Origin of the sequence: Microbacterium sp. ER1 (assembly GCF_023383675.1) — a bacterium.
Classification (GTDB): Bacteria; Actinomycetota; Actinomycetes; order Actinomycetales; family Microbacteriaceae; genus Microbacterium.
Window position 1 is genome coordinate 25,384 of record NZ_QCXO01000136.1, and the last position, 16,409, is coordinate 41,792.

Here is a 16,409-nt window from a genome sequence, read left to right on the forward strand (position 1 = left end):
ACCGGAGTCGACGGGGCTCAGCGGGCGAGGAGCCGCCGGGAGGCGGCGACATCCGCGGCGGTGCGAGCGACGAGCTCCTCGACCCCATCGAAACGGAGGGTCGGCCGGAGCAGCGCGACGAGCTCAACCGACAGCCGCTGTCCGTAGAGGTCGCGGTCGACGTCGTGCAGGTGCACCTCGAGTCGCCGCGCCCGGTCGCCGCAGAACGTCGGGTTGGCCCCGACGCTCGCCGTCGCCTCCCACCGCCGGTCGTCATCGGGCAGCCGCGCCCAGGCCGCGTAGATGCCGTCGTCGGGCAGCAGCCGCTCGGGCAGGGCGAGGTTCGCGGTCGGGAAGCCGAGCAGTCGCCCGCGGCCGTCGCCGGGGACGACGAGGCCGGAGAGCACCGGGAGCGCCGGTCCGGTCACACGTCTGCGGCGGGCGAGATCGCGCGGTAGCGGCTCTGGTGGAACACGAGCGGCTCGACGTCGTCGAAGAGCGTCACGTCCTGGATCTCGTAGAGCGCGATCTCGTGGTCGCCGCCGTCGAACGTGCTGTGCAGGCGGCAGGTGAGCCAGAGCGCGGCGTCGTCGATCAACACGGCCCCGCCCTCCGAGCGATGCCAGGCATGGCCGCCGAACCGGTCCCCTTCGCGCGCGGACAGCGAGCGGCTGAGCGGCTCGTGGTGCGCCGCGAGGACGCTCATCCCCAGCTCCGGGACGGCTCGGAGCACCGGCCAGGTCTTCGAGGTGCGGGCGGCACTCACCGCGACGAGGGCGGGTTCCAGTGAGATCGAGGTGAAGGAGTTGACCGCCATGCCGACGGCTCGATCGTCGACGTGCGCGGCGAGCGCGACCACACCGGTCGGATAGACGGAGAAGGCGCGACGGAGAGCGCGGTCCCGCGGCAGGGCGTCGGTCACGGCAGTGGTCATCACGAAGTCCTTTCGTTAGTCAACTTTGACTAGTTTGAATCATATGCATTTTTGACCATGCAAACAACAGGTTTCGCGACACCGAGCCGTTAGCATGAAGCGCATGTCGACCACCCGCCTCGTCGTCCTCGGCGCTGTCAAGCAGTTCCAGCCCGTTCACGGCTACTTCCTCCGCCGCGAGCTCATGACCTGGCACGTCGACGAATGGGCGCACATCCAGCCCGGTTCGATCTACAACGCCCTCCGCGCACTCGAGGTCGACGGCTACGTGGCGGAGAGCGGCACCGAGACCGAGGGCAAGCGCCCGGCGCGCACCACCTACCGCATCACCCCGGCCGGCGAGGTGGAGCTGCAGCGCATGCTGCGCGAGAACCTGTGGAACGTCGCGGCATTCGACACGCAGGCGATCATGACCGTGGCCTCGTTCATGTTCGTGCTCAGCCGGCAGGAGGTCATCGCCGGCCTCGAGCACCGCCTCATCAAGAGCGATGCCATCATCACGCAGAACGGCTTCGACGTGCAGGACACGCTGCGCTCGGAGACGACCCCGGAGTACGTCCGCGAGATCTTCGACCTCTCCACCGCCCGGCTCACGGCCGAGAAGCAGTGGCTCCTGGCACTGCTGGAGCGGCTGCGCGCCGGGGCGTACACGTTCGCCGGCGAGACGGCGGAGACGACGGAGGCGGAACCCGCTCCCCCGCGCTGACCCCGGAAGGCGCACGCAGGGCGCACGCGACTCAGCGCCCGGCCACCAGAGCCTCCAGGGCCGCCACGGACAGCGCCGGAGTGGTCGCCCCGCGGTGCCGGGCGACGATCGCCCCCGCGGCACAGGCGCGCACGAGAGCGTGCTCGATGTCCTGGCCCTGGGCGAGGCCGGCGGCGAGGGCACCGCAGAAGGCGTCCCCGGCCCCCGTCGTATCGACGGCGTCGATGCGGAAGGCCGCTACGTGCGCACCGGGCCGTCCCAGCCGATGCAGCGTCACCCCCGCGGCCCCCTCCGTGAGCACGACAGCTCCGGCACCCGCCCTGAGGAGCCGCTCGACGCCGCCGAGCTCCGCGCACTCGGTCTCGTTCACGACCAGCACGTCCACCTCCGGCAGCAGCGCGACCGCCGCCTCGTGCGCGGGGGCGGCGTTGAGGATCGTGCGCGCCCCCGCACCCCGGGCGGCCACGAGGGCGGCGGCGACCGCGGCGAACGGCACCTCGAGTTGAGCGAGCACCACAGCCGCTCCGGCGATCCCGGCCACGGCGTCCTCCGGAGTGAGCTCGCCGTTCGCCCCCGCCGCCACGAGGATGCTGTTGTCGCCGTCGTCGAAGGCCAGCACATGCGCGACCCCGGTCGGCGCGGACGCGGAGCGGCGGAGCACGGCGTCCACGCCCGCCTCCGTTAGCGCCGCCTCCAGCACGGCCCCCGCCTCGTCCGCGCCGACGACACCGCAGAACCGCGTCGAGGCTCCCGTGCGCGCCGCCGCGACGGCCTGATTGAGGCCCTTGCCACCGGGGAAGCGTCCCACGGCACGACCGAGCAGCGTCTCTCCGACGCGGGGTGGGCGCGAGACCTCGACCACGAGATCGAGGTTCGCGCTCCCCACGACGGCGACGCCGGCGAAGGTCTCAGACACGGGCCATCGTCCGCCGGAACGACGAACCCACGTGGGACTCGGCGAGCGCGGGCGTCGGGGTGCCCATCAGCCGTTCCCGCAGCGACTCCGGCTCGGCGGCGGGGTCGCTGATCGCCCCGCGCTCTTTGAGGATCGGCAGCACGTGCTCGATGAAGTCGGCGGTCGAGGCCGGCGGGATCACCGGGGCGAAGAGGAAGCCGTCGAGATCGGCGCCGTCGGCGAGCTCCATCATCCGGTCCGCCACCTGCTCCGGCGTGCCCACGATGGGCCGGGCGCCGACCCCGTGCGCGTGCCAGTCGCCCAGCACGTCGCCCACCGTCTTGTCGGCGAAGCGGGCGACCTGCGTCTGCGAGAGCTCGGTGCTGAGCTCGGACATCGGGGTGCTCGGGTCGTACGACGACAGGTCGAGCCCGGTGAACCAGGCGTAGGACGCCACGGTGACCTGGGGGTTCTGCGCGTCGGCGACCTCCGCGTACGTGCGGCGCGCCTCCTCCTCGGTGCTTCCGACGACCGCGGCGAACGCCGACATGATCTTCACCTCGTGCGCGCCACGGCCGTTCTTCACCGCCTCCTCACGGATCGCCGAGGAGTGCGCACGGAGCTGCTCGACCGAGCCGCTCCCCACGAAGATCGCCTCGCCGTGCCTGCCGCCGAACTCGCGGCCGGCGGGCGACGCCCCGGCCTGGAACAGCACCGGCGTGCCCTGCGGCGAGCGCTGCGTGTTGCCGTAGCCGTGCGAGCGGAAGTAGGGCCCGTCGTGCGCGATGCGGTGCACCTTGGCCGGGTCGGCGAAACGGCCCGCCTTGTCGCGCTCCAGCGCCCCCTCCTCCCAGGCCTCCTCCCACAGCTTGTAGACGACCTGCATGAAGTCGTCCGCCATCAGGTAGCGCTCGTCGTGCCCGACCATCGGCACACCGAAGCCCTGCACCGCGGTGTCGGCGGTGCCGGTGGTGACGACGTTCCAGCCGATCCGGCCGCCGGACAGGATGTCGAGGGTGGCCAGGCGCCGGGCGAAGGAGTAGGGAGGCTCGAGCAGGGTCGACCCGGTGGCGACGAGGCCGAGGCGGGTGGTCTCCGGGATGAGCGCGGCGAGGATGATCGCCGGGTCGAGCCGCGGCAGGTCCAGGCCCTCGACCGAGCAGATGTCCGGGCGCTCGCCGGCGACGTCGGCCCAGCCCCACGCATCGGCGAGGAAGAGGAAGTCGAAGCCCGCGTCCTCGACCAGGCGCGCGGTGTCGCGCCAGTAGTCGAGCTTGTCGAACAGGTAGCGCCGGTTGTCGGGGTGGCGCCAGGTCGCGGTGCCGGAGTCGTTGGCCTGGGCGTTCTCGAAGAGTCCGAGCCGCAGGGTCTTCACGGGGTGCTGAGCGGTCATGGCGGATGCCTTCCTGGGAGTGGGGGATGGTGTCGTTCGGAGTTTCCGGGCACGCCGGGGGAACCCGGGGGCGCAGGGGTCGCGCCCCCGGGACCGGGGGGGTGGTGAGCTCAGCCCTTCGCGGTGACCTCGCCGTCGCTCCACCACAGGACGCGCCGGCGCACGACCGCGAGAAGCACGATGAGGAGCACCCCGAGCAGACAGAGCAGGGCGATGCTCGCCCAGGTCACGGGCAGGTTCGCCTGCGCAGCCGAGGTGGTGACGAGGGAGCCGAGACCGGCCTGCTGCCCTGCCGCGACGAACTCGGCCACGGCCGCGCCGACCACGGCGAGGGGCAGAGCGATCCGCAGACCGGCGAACACGTACGGCATGCTGCCGGGGAACCGCAGCTCGCGGAAGATCTCCCACCGCGAGGCGTGCAGCGTCGTGAACACGTCGAGCGCCTTCTGGTCCACGTCGCGGAGGCCCGCGAGCGAGTTCACGAGCATCGGGAAGAACACCACGAGGCCGGTGACGATGAACTTCGGCACCATGCCGAACCCGAAGGCGACGACGAGCGCCGGAGCGATCGCGACGATCGGCGTCACCATCACGATGATGACCAACGGCATGACGGCGCGCTCGATGATCTGGAACTCGGCCATCACGACCGCCAGGAGGAAGCCCGCGAGGATGCCGGCGGAGGCTCCGACGACGACCTCGAGCAGCGTCACGAGGAAGTTGGACCAGTACATGCCGGCGTCCTCGACGAGGCTGGCGCCGATGGCCTCCAGCGTCGGGAGGACGTACGGGTTGGTCCACGCCACGATCTGCCAGAGCAGGGCCGCGATCACGAACGTGATCAGGGTCGGGACCCAGGAACCCCAGCGGAGCCACCCGGGGATGCCGCGTCGGGGCTGCGCCTTCAGCCGGGCGGTGGCGAGGGTCGCGGTGGTGTCTCTCATCGTCAGCTCAGACATGGGCCTTCTCCGTCTGCGCGCGCAGCGCACCGCGCACGACTGCCTCCAGGTCGCGGAACTCGTCCGTCGCGTACGCCTCCTCGGTCCGCGGCCGCGGGAGGTTCACATCGATCACCTCGGCGATGCGTCCGGGGTGGGCGGCCATGACCACGATGCGGTCGGACAGCATGATCGCCTCCGGCACCGAGTGCGTCACGAACATCACGGCCTTGCGGTTCGACTGCCAGAAGTCCAGCAGGGCGATGCGCTGCAGGTCGCGGTTCATCTCGTCGAGGGCCGAGAACGGCTCGTCCATCAGCATGATGGCCGGATCGAACACGAAGGCCCTGGCGATCGCGGCGCGCTGCTGCATGCCGCCGGAGAGCTGCCCGGGGTACTTCTTCAACGCATGGCCGAGACCGAACGTCGACAGCAGCTCGGCCGGGTCACGGAGGGCGCGGTCGCCGTTGGCCCCGCGGTTGATCCGCACGGGGAGCTCGACGTTCTCGCGGACCGTCTTCCACGGCAGCAGCGCCGGGGACTGCGGGACGAGACCGATCTTCTTGTCGCGGGAGGCCGCCGTGACGCTCTCGCCGTCGATCGTGACGGTGCCGGAGTCGGCGTCGAGGAGTCCGGCGACCACCTTGAGCAGCGTGGACTTGCCGCATCCGCTGGGGCCGATCACCGACACGAACTCGCCCATGCCGATCGTGAGGCTCACGTCGTCGAGCACGGTCACCTGGGCTCCGTCGACGCCGAAGGCCTTCGAGACGTTCCTGACCTCGACGCCCGCCCCCTGTGCCGCGGTCATCACTTCTCCGCCCAGATGAGGGTGTCGCCGTCGTACAGGTCGGCCACGAGATCCGGGTCCATCATGTCGGCGATGGCGGGGAGGTCCTTGACATCGCCGTACTCCTGCACGATCTCGTACTCCGGCTGCCACATGTCTGCCGTCTGCACGCCGGGGTTGCCGCCCGCGCTCTCGCGCACCCAGGCCGACTCGACCTCCCACGTGCGGGCGAGCTGATCGCGCGGGAACGCCGCGCCCTGACCGTTCTCCTCCGCGAGGGCCGCCAGCATGTCGATGCACTCGTCCGCCTCGTCGAGGCAGAACTGCAGGGCCTTGAGGCTCGCGCGCATGAAGTCGGCCGCGACCTCGCGGTGCTCGTCGAGGAAGCGCGAGTTCACCTCCATGACGTTGTACGTGCCCTCGACGCCGAGGTCGGCGGGCAGGAACTCGCTGAACGGGAGGTCCTGCGCCTTGAGGGTCTGCGGCTGGTTGGAGGCGTAGCCGACGATCGCGTCGACCTGCTCGCGCACGACGACGGTCGGGTCGTAGTTGGTCATCTTCACCATCTCGACCTTCGAGACGTCGACGCCGGCCTCGTCGAGCATGGCCGAGGCGATGGGCGTGAGGTTGATGAAGTACCCCAGCGAGCCGCCTTCGAGGTCGGTGAGGTCGGTGAGCTTCTCATTGCCGAAGATCGAGAACGGCGGGGTCGTGCCGTACGTCGCGACCGCGGTGAGGTTCTTGCTGTTCGCCGCGGCGAGCATCACGTCGGAGGCGGAGCCGAGCGCGGTGAACTGCGCCTGCCCCGAGGCGACGAGCTGCTGCCCGTTCGCGCCGGAGGCGTTGATCTCCACGTCGAGGCAGAGGTCGTCGAAGTAGCCCAGCTCCTTCGCCAGGAACACGTCGAGCTGCCCGGCGCTGGCGGAGTAGCCGTAGCCGGAGATGTAGGTGATGGTGCCGGCATCCTGGTTGCGCTGGCAGGCGTCGCTGCCGCCCGCGCTCGTGGGGGCGGTATCGCCGCCGGGCGCCGGCGAGGAGCATGCTCCGAGCGTCAGCGTGGCGGCGAGAACGCACGTCAGGGTGGCAGTGGTGCGGAATCGGGTTTCCGCAGAGGAAGTAGCCATGAGGGTCCCTTCTCGGCCGTTCGTCATTGATGGCTCGATGAAAGTAACATAGTCAATCTTGACTAAGCAAGATCAAACTAACTTCCCCTGCACGATCCGGCGACGGATGCACGATTCACCCGCCCCTCGGGTCGTGCACGCGGAACACCGTCGTGCAGGCGGGGCGGAGGTGGGCCGGGGTGGCGCGGGGTCAGGCGGGGGTCGAGCGGAGGGGCCAGGCGGGCCACCAGCCGTCGTCGAGCCCGCGCAGCAGGACGGCCGCGCGCTCTCGCGCCTCCGCGGGCGCCTCCGGGGCGGGGCCTGAGCTGCTCTCCCGCCGCTCGCCGTCCGCTGACCGGACCTCCGTGTACAGCCACGCACGGTGACCGACGGGGTACTTCTCCCGGAAGCCGCCAGCGGCGATCGACAGCACGATCCGCTCCAGCTCGTCCGCCGCGGTCTCGGCGGTCTCATCGCACGCATCGCAGATGCACGACGGCACGATCGCGTGGAACAGGGCGCCGGCCTCGACGCAGACGGAGGGAACGGCCGGCGTGATCGTGATCTGCGCACCGCGCGCCGGTGCGAGCACGATGCGCTCCGTCGCGCCCTCCCCCGCCTCTCGCCGCACCTCGACCGCGTACTCGCGGGAGAGGTGCTCGACGAGCGCGTCGACCACGAGGGAGAGCGGTGCGAAGCGCTCCGGGTGGGACTCGCGGGAGTACGACTCCTCCGGCGCGATGCCGTCGGGCCAGCGGTGTCCGTAGCGGATGACCTCGCCGCTCTCGTCATGGAAGTCCAGCAGCGGGAGAGCAGGCCGGACGTACGCGCGCGCCGGGACGACGACCGCAGGAGCGGAGTCCTCCGCGGACAGCGCCCTCATCTCCTGGTCATCGAGGTCGTCCTGCTCCCACGACGCGAGCATCTGCAGGAACGCGTCCCGCTGCTCGGGCTGCTGGACCATCCCCTGCACGAGCCCCGCGACCGGGATCGAGAGGGTGTTGGTCCCGATCTCCGGCTCGCCCGTCATCCTCCATGTCGCGGCCGGGTGCACGACCGCGATGACGTTCCCCACGAACCGCGCCGCCGCCGTGGCCAGCCTCTCGCTTTCCAGCGCCTCTGGATGACCGGCGACGAAGTCCCACGTCGCCCCGAGGTCGACGGCGAGCACTGCGGGGTCGGCCCCCTGGCCCCACGCGAACTCGGCGAAGGGCTCGAAGCCGTCGACGAAGCGGACCGGCCCCGGAGCATCCGCCTGCGGGGGCATCCACAGGATCGCGGCGGCACCCGCCTCGGGCATCGCGCCGAAGGGACCGGAAAAGACGTCACTGCTCATCGACCGAGCGTACCGAGCGGGATCACCGGGGCGCGTGAGACTCCAGGAACTCGTACACGTCGGTGGTGTCGACGCCGGGGAAGGCTCCCGTGGGCAGAGTCGCCAGCAGCGTGCGCGGGGTCTTCACGTTGGGCCAGGAGTTCTCGCGCCACCGCTCCTCCAGCTCGGCGGGAGCCCGACGGCAGCACACCTCGACCGAGTGCTTCGAGACGCCGCGGTGCGGGGTGTCCCTGCCCACGAACCACCTCGTGTCGTCGAACCGTACCCCCACGCTCACCGAGTGCAGGCCCTCGCTCGACGCCTCGACGCGGGCGGTGCACCAGTAGGTGCCGTTGCCGGTGTCGGTGTACTGGTAGTACGGGTTGAAGCGGTCATCCTCGTCGAAGACCACCCGGGAGGTCCACCGGCGACAGCACATCTGCCCCTCGATGGCGCCGAGGCGGTCGGTCGGGAAGTTCACGTCGTCGTTCTCGTACGCCTTGGTGATCGTGCCCGACTCGTGCACCTTGAGGAAGTGGACGGGGATGTCGAGGTGCCGCGTGGCGAGGTTCGTGAACCGGTGCGCCGCCGTCTCGTACGATACCGAGTACGCATCCCGGAGGTCTTCGATGGAGATCGCGCGCCGCTGCTTCGCGTCCTTCAGGGCGGGGACGACGTCGGCCTCAGGCATCAGCAGGGCGCCGGTGAGGTAGTTCGTCTCGACGCGCTGCCGGAGGAACTCGGCGTAGCTGCGCGGCTCGGCGTGCCCCAGGATCCGACTCGACAGCGCCTGCAGCACGGCGGTGCGAGCATCACCCTTCGCCGGCACGCTGCTCGACAGGTACAGCCGGCCGTTCGCGAGGTCGGCGACGCTGCGGGTGGTCTGCGGCAGGTCGGCGGCGTAGTGGAGGGTGAAGCCGAGGTGCGCCGCGATCTCGGACGCGGTGCGCTGGGTCAGCGGTCCCCCGGGATGGCCGACGGCCGCGAGGATGTCGGCCGCCTTCGCCTCGAGGTCGGCGAAGTGGTTGTCCTGGCGGCGCATCAAGTGTCGGAGCTCCACGTTGGCACGCCGGGCCTCCTCGGGCGTCGCGGCGCGCTCGTCCTTCAGCCGGTCGATCTCACCCTGCAGGGCGAGCAGCGCCTTCAGCGCCTCCGTGGGCACGCTCTTGGCGATGCGGAACGGCGCGATGCCCAGCGCCTGGAACGTCTGCCCCTTCATCGCGCGCTCCAGGGCGATCTCGATCGCGCTGCGCTCGTCGAGCGGCTCCCCGGAAAGCAGCGCGTCGATGGTCACCCCGAGCGCGCGGGCGATGGCCTGCAACTGCGTAAGCTTCGGCTCGCGCTTGCCGGTCTCGATCATCGACAGCTGGCTCGGCGCCCGATCGACTGCGGCGGCGAGCTCCTCGAGCGTCAGGCCCCGAGCTGTGCGCAGCTGGCGGATGCGTCGGCCGACGGTGAGGGCGTCGGTGTCTTCCGCGGTGTCGTCCATGTCGGCTCCTCTCAGCCCGCCGTCCGCGCCGGTGCGGGATCGGGAATGCTCCGCGCGAGGCCGCGCCGGGATCCTTCTTGATCCCGCCAGGCCGGGTGAGCGGGGCGTGAGGGCCGAGTCTGTCACGAAAACAGAAATTCGCGCAAACTTCTCCTCGATTCAGCGAGGGAGAGCAGGGGAACTTCACACAGAGTGGAGGCACGCCATCGGCACCGACGCCGATTCCCATCCGAGGAGACACCATGACGAACACCGCAGCGACCCCCACCCCGCGCCCCGCCGGCCTGCGCGCCGGCGACCAGGTCCAGACGGCCGCGGAGCTTCAGGAGATCTGGGACACCGACCCGCGATGGGACGGCGTCGAGCGCACCTACTCCGCGGAGGACGTCATCCGCATCCGCGGCTCGGTCCGCGAGGACGCCACCCTCGCCCACCGCGGCGCGGAGAACCTCTGGAACCTCCTGCACACGGAGGACTACATCCGGGCTCTCGGCGCCTACACCGGAGGCCAGGCCGTGCAGCAGGTGCGCGCCGGGCTGAAGGCCATCTACCTCTCCGGCTGGCAGGTCGCCGCGGACGGCAACCTCGCCGGACAGACCTACCCCGATCAGTCGCTCTACCCCGCGAACTCGGTCCCGGCGGTCGTGCGCCGCATCAACAACGCCCTGCTCCGGCAGGACCAGCTCGAGCACGCCGAGGGCGAGATCACGCAGGACTGGCTCGCGCCGATCGTCGCCGACGCCGAGGCGGGTTTCGGCGGTCCGCTCAACGCCTACGAGCTCGCGCAGTCCCTCATCCAGGCCGGCGCCGCGGCCATCCACTGGGAGGACCAGCTGGCGAGCGAGAAGAAGTGCGGGCACCTCGGCGGGAAGGTGCTCGTGCCCACGCAGCAGCACATCCGCACGCTGAACGCGGCCCGACTCGCGGCGGACGTCGCCGGCGTGCCGACCGTCATCATCGCCCGCACCGACGCCCTCGCCGCCGATCTGCTCACGAGCGACGTCGACGAGCGCGACCGGGAGTTCACCACCGGCGAGCGCACGTCCGAGGGCTTCTACCGGATCCGCCCGGGCATCGAGTCGGTCATCAGCCGCGGCCTCGCGTTCGCCCCCTACGCCGACCTGCTCTGGGTCGAGACCGGGGAGCCGGACATCGCGCTGGCCCGGGAGTTCGCCGCGGCGATCCACGCACAGTTCCCCGGTAAGCTCCTGGCCTACAACTGCTCGCCGAGCTTCAACTGGAAGCGCCACCTGTCGGACGCCGAGATCGCGACGTTCCAGCAGGAGCTGGCAGACCTGGGCTACAAGTTCCAGTTCATCACCCTGGCCGGGTTCCACGCCCTGAACCACTCCATGTTCGACCTCGCCCGCGGTTACGCCGAGCGCGCCATGAGCGCCTACGTCGAGCTGCAGGAAGCCGAGTTCGCCGCCGAGGCCGACGGCTACACCGCCACCAAGCACCAGCGCGAGGCGGGCACCGGCTACTTCGACGTCATCTCCACCGCGCTCAACCCCGACAGCGCGACCCTCGCCCTGGCCGGCTCCACCGAGACCGCCCAGTTCCACTGATTCTCCCCTGAGACCCCCGGTTCTCGTCGAGACCCCGCCCCGCACACGCCGGGAGCCCGGGGTCTCGACGACAACCCGGGGGCTCGGCACAAGGCAAAGGACACGATCATGACCACCGCACCGATGCAGACGACCCGACAGGGACCCGCGATCGAGATCGCCGGGCCCATGCGCGACCGTTACGACGAGATCCTCACCCCGGAGGCGCTCGCCTTCCTCACCGAGCTCCACCACCGATTCGCCTCCCGCCGCCATGACCGGCTGGCCGACCGGATGCGTCGCCGCTTCGAGATCGGCAACGGGCACGACCCCCAGTTCCGCGAGGACACCGCGCACATCCGTCAGGACTCCACGTGGCGGGTCGCCGGCGCCGGCCCCGGGCTCGAGGACCGCCGCGTCGAGATCACCGGACCCACCGACCCGAAGATGACGATCAACGCCCTCAACTCCGGGGCTCGCGTCTGGCTCGCCGACCAGGAGGACGCCACGAGCCCCACCTGGAAGAACGTCATCGAGGGGCAGCTGTCCCTGCGCGACGCGATCCGCGGCGAGCTCGCCTTCACCTCTCCCGAGGGCAAGGAGTACCGCGTCACCGCCGAGCGCACCCCCACCATCGTGATGCGCCCGCGCGGGTGGCACCTGCCGGAGAAGCACCTCTCCTTCATCGACCGCGCCGGCCGCCGCACCTCGGCTTCCGGATCGCTGGTCGACTTCGGCCTCTACTTCCTGCACAACGCGCAGGCGCTGATCGAGGGCGGACGCGGACCGTACTTCTACATCGCGAAGCTCGAGTCCAGCGAAGAGGCCAAGCTGTGGGACGACGTGTTCTCCTTCAGCGAGGAGTACATCGGCATCCCGCACGGCACCATCCGCGCGACCGTGCTCATCGAGACGCTGCCTGCCGCGTTCGAGATGGACGAGATCCTGTACGAGCTGCGCGACCACTGCGCGGGCCTGAACGCCGGGCGCTGGGACTACATCTTCTCCATCATCAAGAACTACCGCGGCCGCGGCGCCCGCTTCGTGCTCCCCGACCGCAGCGAGGTCACGATGACGGTGCCGTTCATGCGGGCCTACACCGAGCTGCTCGTGCAGACGTGCCACAAGCGCGGAGCCTTCGCCATCGGCGGCATGAGCGCGTTCATCCCGAACCGCCGCGACCCCGAGGTGACGGCACGCGCGGTCGAGAAGGTGTCGGCCGACAAGAAGCGCGAGGCCGGCGACGGCTTCGACGGCACCTGGGTCGCCCATCCGGACCTGATCCCGGCGGCGCAGGCCGAGTTCGACGCCGTGCTCGGAGACCGCCCGAACCAGATCGACCGTCAGCGTGACGACGTGCACGTGGAGGCGCGCGACCTGCTCGACCTGCACATCGGTCGGCCGATCACGGCGCAGGGCGTGCGGGACAACGTCTCGGTGGCCATCCGCTACCTGGAGGCCTGGCTGCGCGGGCTCGGCGCCGTGGCGATCGACAACCTCATGGAGGATGCCGCGACCGCGGAGATCAGCCGCTCGCAGGTGTGGCAGTGGATCCACCAGGACCGCACCACGCAGGACGGCACGCCCATCACGGTCGAGTACGTCGAGGGGCTGATCGGCGAGGTGCTGGACGAGGTCGAGCGACGCGAAGGCGACCGCTTCGACGACGCCGCCGAGATCTTCCGCGAGGTCGCCCTCCGCGAGGAGTTCCCGACCTTCCTCACCCTGGGCGCCTACAGCCGGTTCCTGATCGACGAGGACTGACGATGCCGGGATGCCGCGGGCCGCGAGGTCCGCGGCATCCTCGCGTCCCACCCGGCCCGCACGTTCCCTGCCGGGCGTAGCCTGGAGCCATGAGCGCCGTATGGGACAGCATCGCCGAGGAGTTCCTGCACCTGTACCCGCGGGGGCGACGGCTGGTCGCGGTCGCCGGGGCCGACGCCGAGCGTTCGCGCGCGGCCGCGGATGGCCTGGGCGCCGCTCTCACCGCTGCCGGCCAGACCGTCGAGCGCGCACACACCGCCGACGGGGAGGAAGCCGCTCTCCGCACCGACGTGGTCGGGCCGTTCCGCGCCACCGACAGCGACGCCGTGCTCCTCGTGTCCGGACCGGGCGCGATCGTGTCGCCGAGCGCACGCGGGATGTGGAACTACGTCCTCTGGCAGCTCGCCGGAGACGAGCCCCCGCACACCGCGGCGAACGCCCTCGTCGACGTGACCGATCCGGCCCATCCCACCCGGCGCTTCGCCGACTACTGCGCCGTCCCCTCCTCGTTCGAGACCTGAGTCGCCGCGCGCCGACTCAGTGGAACGACGCGGCGACCGAGTTGCGGTGGTAGTCGAACACGATGCTCGTGCGGGTCGATGCCACGCTGCTCTGCGCGGACAGGTGCTCGAGCACGAACTCGCGCATCTCCGACGAGTCGGCGACCGCGATGTGCAGGAGGAAGTCGTCGTCCCCGCCGAGGAAGAACACCTGGATCACCTGCGGCAGCGCGCGCACGCGATCCGCGAACTCGACGATGCTCTCCCGCCGGGCGGCCGGGCGCAGGCTGACGCCGATGATCGCCTGGAGTCCGGCGCCGAGCTCGCGTTCGTCGACGCTCGCGTGGAACCCGGTGATGACCCCGCGCTCGATCAGCCCGCGCAGGCGTGCGTGTGCCGTCGACGGGGCGACTCCCAGTCGTCCGGCCAGCTCGGCGTTCGTCATCCTGCCGTCGGCGGTGAGGAGCTGCACGATCCGCGCGTCGGTGGGGTCGAGCGCGGGAGCCCGAACGCTGTTCGGCTCGGATGACGCGGCGGCGGTGGTCATACGAAGCATTATTCAGGATTCGAGCCTTCACCGAAGAGTCTTCATCGAATCTGTCGATGTCTCGACGTTTCTGCGATCCTTGTCTGCACCCCGCGCCCCGACACCTGGAGGATCGATGAAGATCGGCGTCCCGACCGAAGTCAAGAACAACGAGAACCGCGTCGCCCTCACCCCGGCCGGCGCCGATCGGCTCGTGCGGGAAGGGCACCGCGTGCTCGTGCAGTCGGGAGCCGGCGTCGGGTCGAGCATCGATGACGACGCGTACCGCGCGGCCGGTGCCGAGATCGTCGCGACCGCCGCCGACGCGTGGGGCGAGGCCGACCTCCTCATCAAGGTCAAGGAGCCCGTGGCCGAGGAGTACGGCTTCCTCCGTCCCGACCTCACGCTCTTCACCTACCTCCACCTCGCGGCCGATCGCCCGCTGACCGAGGCGCTCGTCGCGGCCGGCACGACCGCCGTCGCCTACGAGACCGTGCAGCTGCCGGATCGCACCCTGCCGCTGCTCGTGCCGATGAGCGAGATCGCCGGCCGCCTCTCCGTCATCATGGGGTCCCACTCGCTGCTGCGTTCGCAGGGCGGCCGCGGCATGCTGCTGGGCGGCATCGCCGGCACCCCGCGGGCCAAGACCGTCGTGATCGGCGGCGGCGTCGCGGGCGAGCACGCCGCCGCGAACGCGCTCGGGCTCGGGTCCAAGGTCACCGTCGTCGACGTGGCGCTCCCCCGCCTGCGCGAGCTCGAGCACCGCTACGGCGGTGCTCTGGAGACGCGCGCCTCCAGCCGGTACGACATCGCCGAGGAGCTGACGACGGCGGATCTCGTCATCGGATCCGTCCTGATCCCCGGCGCCGCGGCCCCCAAGCTCGTGACCGACGACATGGTCGCGGCCATGAAGCCGGGGTCCGTGCTCGTCGACATCGCGATCGATCAGGGCGGCTGCTTCGAGGGCTCCCGTCCGACCACGCACGACGACCCGACCTTCGCGGTGCACGACTCGATCTACTACTGCGTCGCGAACATGCCGGGCGCCGTTCCGACGACCGCGACCCGGGCGCTGACGAACGCCACCCTCCCCTACGTCTCGGCGATCGCGGCCAAGGGCTGGGAGCGGGCGGCCTCCGACGACGCTGCCCTCGCGAAGGGGCTCAACGTGCAGGGGGGACGCATCACCCTGGACGCCGTCGCCCAGGCGCACGGCCTCACGACCGACTGACCTCCCGAACCCGAAAGAACCTCGGATCTTGGCGTCATCCCACACCTCCCCCGCCGTATCGACCCGAGTACGCTCGTAACCGTGACCGAACGCGCTCCTCTCTCCCGCAAGCTGTCCGCCATCGCCGAGTCCGCGACCCTCAAGGTCGACGCCAAGGCCAAGGCCCTCAAGGCCGAGGGCAAGCCCGTCATCTCGTATGCCGCGGGCGAGCCCGACTTCGCCACGCCGCAGTTCATCGTGGATGCGGCGGCCGAGGCACTGGCCGACCCGGCGAGCTACCGATACACCCCCGCTCCCGGGCTGCCGGCGCTGCGCGAGGCGATCGCCGCCAAGACGCTCCGCGACTCCGGGCTCGAGGTCTCCCCCGGCCAGATCATCGTCACCAACGGCGGCAAGCAGTCGGTGTACCAGGCGTTCCAGGCCGTCGTGAACCCCGGCGACGAGGTGCTGCTGCCGGCCCCGTACTGGACGACCTACCCGGAGGCGATCCGTCTCGCCGACGGCACGCCCGTCGAGGTCTTCGCCGGCGCCGACCAGGAGTACAAGGTGACCGTCGAGCAGCTCGAGGCCGCCCGGACCGACCGCACGACGGTCCTCGTGTTCGTGTCGCCGTCGAACCCCACCGGCTCGGTGTACACGGCCGAGGAGACGAAGGCCATCGGCGAGTGGGCGGTGGAGCACGGCATCTGGATCATCAGCGACGAGATCTACCAGAACCTCACCTACGAGGGCGTCAAGGCGACCTCGATCGTGGAGGCCGTGCCGGAGGCCGCGAACCAGACGATCCTCGTCAACGGGGTCGCCAAGACCTATGCGATGACCGGCTGGCGCTTGGGCTGGATGGTGGGTCCGGCCGACGCCATCAAGATCGCCGGCAACCTGCAGTCGCACCTCACCAGCAACGTGAACAACGTCGCGCAGAAGGCGGCGATCGCGGCGCTCACCGGCCCGCAGGACGAGGCCGAGAAGATGCGCGAGGCCTTCGACCGCCGCCGCCAGCTCATCGTGTCGGAGCTGTCGAAGATCGACGGACTCGTGGTCCCGAACCCGCTCGGAGCGTTCTACGTCTACCCCGACGTGCAGGGCCTGCTCGGTCGCACGTGGGGCGGCGTGACCCCGACCACCTCGCTGGAGCTCGCCGACCTCATCCTCGACCAGGCCGAGGTCGCGGTCGTCCCCGGCGAGGCGTTCGGTCCGTCGGGCTACATCCGCATGTCGTACGCGCTCGGTGACGACCAGCTCCTCGAGGGCGTGCAGCGCCTCCAGCGTCTGTTCTCCTCCTGACCCGAGACCCCGCTT

At 70.6% G+C, this 16,409-nt stretch carries 16 protein-coding genes; 6 read left to right on the top strand and 10 right to left on the bottom strand.

The window, feature by feature from the left end; genetic code table 11:
• Positions 1-17: 17 nt before the first annotated feature.
• Entirely contained in the window at positions 18-407 is a 390-nt protein-coding gene (locus tag BV453_RS10525; RefSeq protein WP_126893308.1) for a riboflavin kinase, read from the bottom strand.
• Positions 404-913 (bottom strand): flavin reductase family protein, encoded by a 510-nt coding sequence (locus BV453_RS10530; RefSeq protein WP_060923367.1) that lies wholly within the window; start codon positions 911-913, stop codon positions 404-406. Before BV453_RS10530 ends, BV453_RS10525 begins: the two co-directional genes overlap by 4 nt.
• Before the next feature lie 103 nt (positions 914-1,016).
• On the opposite strand from BV453_RS10530, the gene BV453_RS10535 reads away from it, so the two are divergent.
• Positions 1,017-1,619 (top strand): PadR family transcriptional regulator, encoded by a 603-nt coding sequence (locus BV453_RS10535; protein ID WP_085606337.1) that lies wholly within the window; start codon positions 1,017-1,019, stop codon positions 1,617-1,619.
• 31 nt (positions 1,620-1,650) lie between these two features.
• Here BV453_RS10535 and BV453_RS10540 read toward each other — a convergent pair whose 3' ends face one another.
• The 7 genes from BV453_RS10540 to BV453_RS10570 all read right to left on the bottom strand — a co-directional run bounded on the left by BV453_RS10540 (position 1,651) and on the right by BV453_RS10570 (position 9,542).
• The gene (locus tag BV453_RS10540; protein WP_249521555.1) at positions 1,651-2,535 is read right to left on the bottom strand and encodes a ribokinase; all 885 of its coding nucleotides are present in this window, start codon (positions 2,533-2,535) and stop codon (positions 1,651-1,653) included.
• Positions 2,528-3,907 carry an NtaA/DmoA family FMN-dependent monooxygenase gene (locus BV453_RS10545; RefSeq protein WP_062765121.1) on the bottom strand — a complete coding sequence of 460 codons (1,380 nt, stop codon included), beginning with the start codon at positions 3,905-3,907 and terminating at the stop codon, positions 2,528-2,530. The genes BV453_RS10540 and BV453_RS10545 overlap by 8 nt, the downstream gene beginning before the upstream one ends.
• A gap of 110 nt (positions 3,908-4,017) precedes the next feature.
• Positions 4,018-4,866, bottom strand: a complete 849-nt coding sequence (locus BV453_RS10550; RefSeq protein WP_062765124.1) for an ABC transporter permease — start codon at positions 4,864-4,866, stop codon at positions 4,018-4,020.
• The gene (locus tag BV453_RS10555; protein WP_029989074.1) at positions 4,859-5,656 is read right to left on the bottom strand and encodes an ABC transporter ATP-binding protein; all 798 of its coding nucleotides are present in this window, start codon (positions 5,654-5,656) and stop codon (positions 4,859-4,861) included. Before BV453_RS10555 ends, BV453_RS10550 begins: the two co-directional genes overlap by 8 nt.
• Complete coding sequence (locus tag BV453_RS10560) at positions 5,656-6,759, bottom strand: ABC transporter substrate-binding protein (RefSeq protein WP_231729496.1); 1,104 nt, start codon at positions 6,757-6,759, stop codon at positions 5,656-5,658. The genes BV453_RS10555 and BV453_RS10560 overlap by 1 nt, the downstream gene beginning before the upstream one ends.
• 190 nt (positions 6,760-6,949) lie before the next feature.
• On the bottom strand, positions 6,950-8,074 hold the full coding sequence (locus BV453_RS10565; protein WP_249521556.1) for a DUF6226 family protein: 1,125 nt from the start codon (positions 8,072-8,074) through the stop codon (positions 6,950-6,952).
• A gap of 22 nt (positions 8,075-8,096) precedes the next feature.
• Positions 8,097-9,542, bottom strand: a complete 1,446-nt coding sequence (locus tag BV453_RS10570) for a helix-turn-helix transcriptional regulator (RefSeq protein ID WP_085606343.1) — start codon at positions 9,540-9,542, stop codon at positions 8,097-8,099.
• Positions 9,543-9,784: 242 nt separating this feature from the next.
• Between BV453_RS10570 and aceA the strand changes: the two genes are divergently transcribed.
• The 3 genes from aceA to BV453_RS10585 all read left to right on the top strand — a co-directional run bounded on the left by aceA (position 9,785) and on the right by BV453_RS10585 (position 13,374).
• Complete coding sequence (aceA, locus tag BV453_RS10575) at positions 9,785-11,110, top strand: isocitrate lyase (protein WP_249521557.1); 1,326 nt, start codon at positions 9,785-9,787, stop codon at positions 11,108-11,110.
• Positions 11,111-11,218: 108 nt separating this feature from the next.
• Positions 11,219-12,853, top strand: a complete 1,635-nt coding sequence (aceB, locus tag BV453_RS10580; protein WP_249521558.1) for a malate synthase A — start codon at positions 11,219-11,221, stop codon at positions 12,851-12,853.
• Between the two features lie 89 nt (positions 12,854-12,942).
• The gene (locus tag BV453_RS10585; RefSeq protein ID WP_249521559.1) at positions 12,943-13,374 is read left to right on the top strand and encodes a hypothetical protein; all 432 of its coding nucleotides are present in this window, start codon (positions 12,943-12,945) and stop codon (positions 13,372-13,374) included.
• Between the two features lie 16 nt (positions 13,375-13,390).
• Here BV453_RS10585 and BV453_RS10590 read toward each other — a convergent pair whose 3' ends face one another.
• On the bottom strand, positions 13,391-13,909 hold the full coding sequence (locus BV453_RS10590) for an Lrp/AsnC family transcriptional regulator (protein WP_029989076.1): 519 nt from the start codon (positions 13,907-13,909) through the stop codon (positions 13,391-13,393).
• 106 nt (positions 13,910-14,015) lie between these two features.
• On the opposite strand from BV453_RS10590, the gene ald reads away from it, so the two are divergent.
• Positions 14,016-15,110, top strand: a complete 1,095-nt coding sequence (gene ald / locus BV453_RS10595) for an alanine dehydrogenase (protein WP_102208876.1) — start codon at positions 14,016-14,018, stop codon at positions 15,108-15,110.
• A gap of 81 nt (positions 15,111-15,191) precedes the next feature.
• Complete coding sequence (locus BV453_RS10600; protein WP_249521560.1) at positions 15,192-16,394, top strand: pyridoxal phosphate-dependent aminotransferase; 1,203 nt, start codon at positions 15,192-15,194, stop codon at positions 16,392-16,394.
• The last annotated feature ends 15 nt before the right edge of the window (positions 16,395-16,409 follow it).

Excerpts from the sequence above, each read along its gene's own strand:
- BV453_RS10530 (WP_060923367.1), bottom strand. The coding sequence starts at position 913 with ATGACCACTGCCGTGACCGACGCCCTGCCGCGGGACCGCGCTCTCCGT.
- BV453_RS10560 (WP_231729496.1), bottom strand. The coding sequence starts at position 6,759 with ATGGCTACTTCCTCTGCGGAAACCCGATTCCGCACCACTGCCACCCTG.
- aceB (WP_249521558.1), top strand. The coding sequence starts at position 11,219 with ATGACCACCGCACCGATGCAGACGACCCGACAGGGACCCGCGATCGAG.
- BV453_RS10555 (WP_029989074.1), bottom strand. The coding sequence starts at position 5,656 with ATGACCGCGGCACAGGGGGCGGGCGTCGAGGTCAGGAACGTCTCGAAG.
- BV453_RS10590 (WP_029989076.1), bottom strand. The coding sequence starts at position 13,909 with ATGCTTCGTATGACCACCGCCGCCGCGTCATCCGAGCCGAACAGCGTT.
- aceA (WP_249521557.1), top strand. The coding sequence starts at position 9,785 with ATGACGAACACCGCAGCGACCCCCACCCCGCGCCCCGCCGGCCTGCGC.
- ald (WP_102208876.1), top strand. The coding sequence starts at position 14,016 with ATGAAGATCGGCGTCCCGACCGAAGTCAAGAACAACGAGAACCGCGTC.
- BV453_RS10585 (WP_249521559.1), top strand. The coding sequence starts at position 12,943 with ATGAGCGCCGTATGGGACAGCATCGCCGAGGAGTTCCTGCACCTGTAC.
- BV453_RS10545 (WP_062765121.1), bottom strand. The coding sequence starts at position 3,907 with ATGACCGCTCAGCACCCCGTGAAGACCCTGCGGCTCGGACTCTTCGAG.
- BV453_RS10550 (WP_062765124.1), bottom strand. The coding sequence starts at position 4,866 with ATGTCTGAGCTGACGATGAGAGACACCACCGCGACCCTCGCCACCGCC.
- BV453_RS10565 (WP_249521556.1), bottom strand. The coding sequence starts at position 8,074 with ATGAGCAGTGACGTCTTTTCCGGTCCCTTCGGCGCGATGCCCGAGGCG.
- BV453_RS10535 (WP_085606337.1), top strand. The coding sequence starts at position 1,017 with ATGTCGACCACCCGCCTCGTCGTCCTCGGCGCTGTCAAGCAGTTCCAG.
- BV453_RS10570 (WP_085606343.1), bottom strand. The coding sequence starts at position 9,542 with ATGGACGACACCGCGGAAGACACCGACGCCCTCACCGTCGGCCGACGC.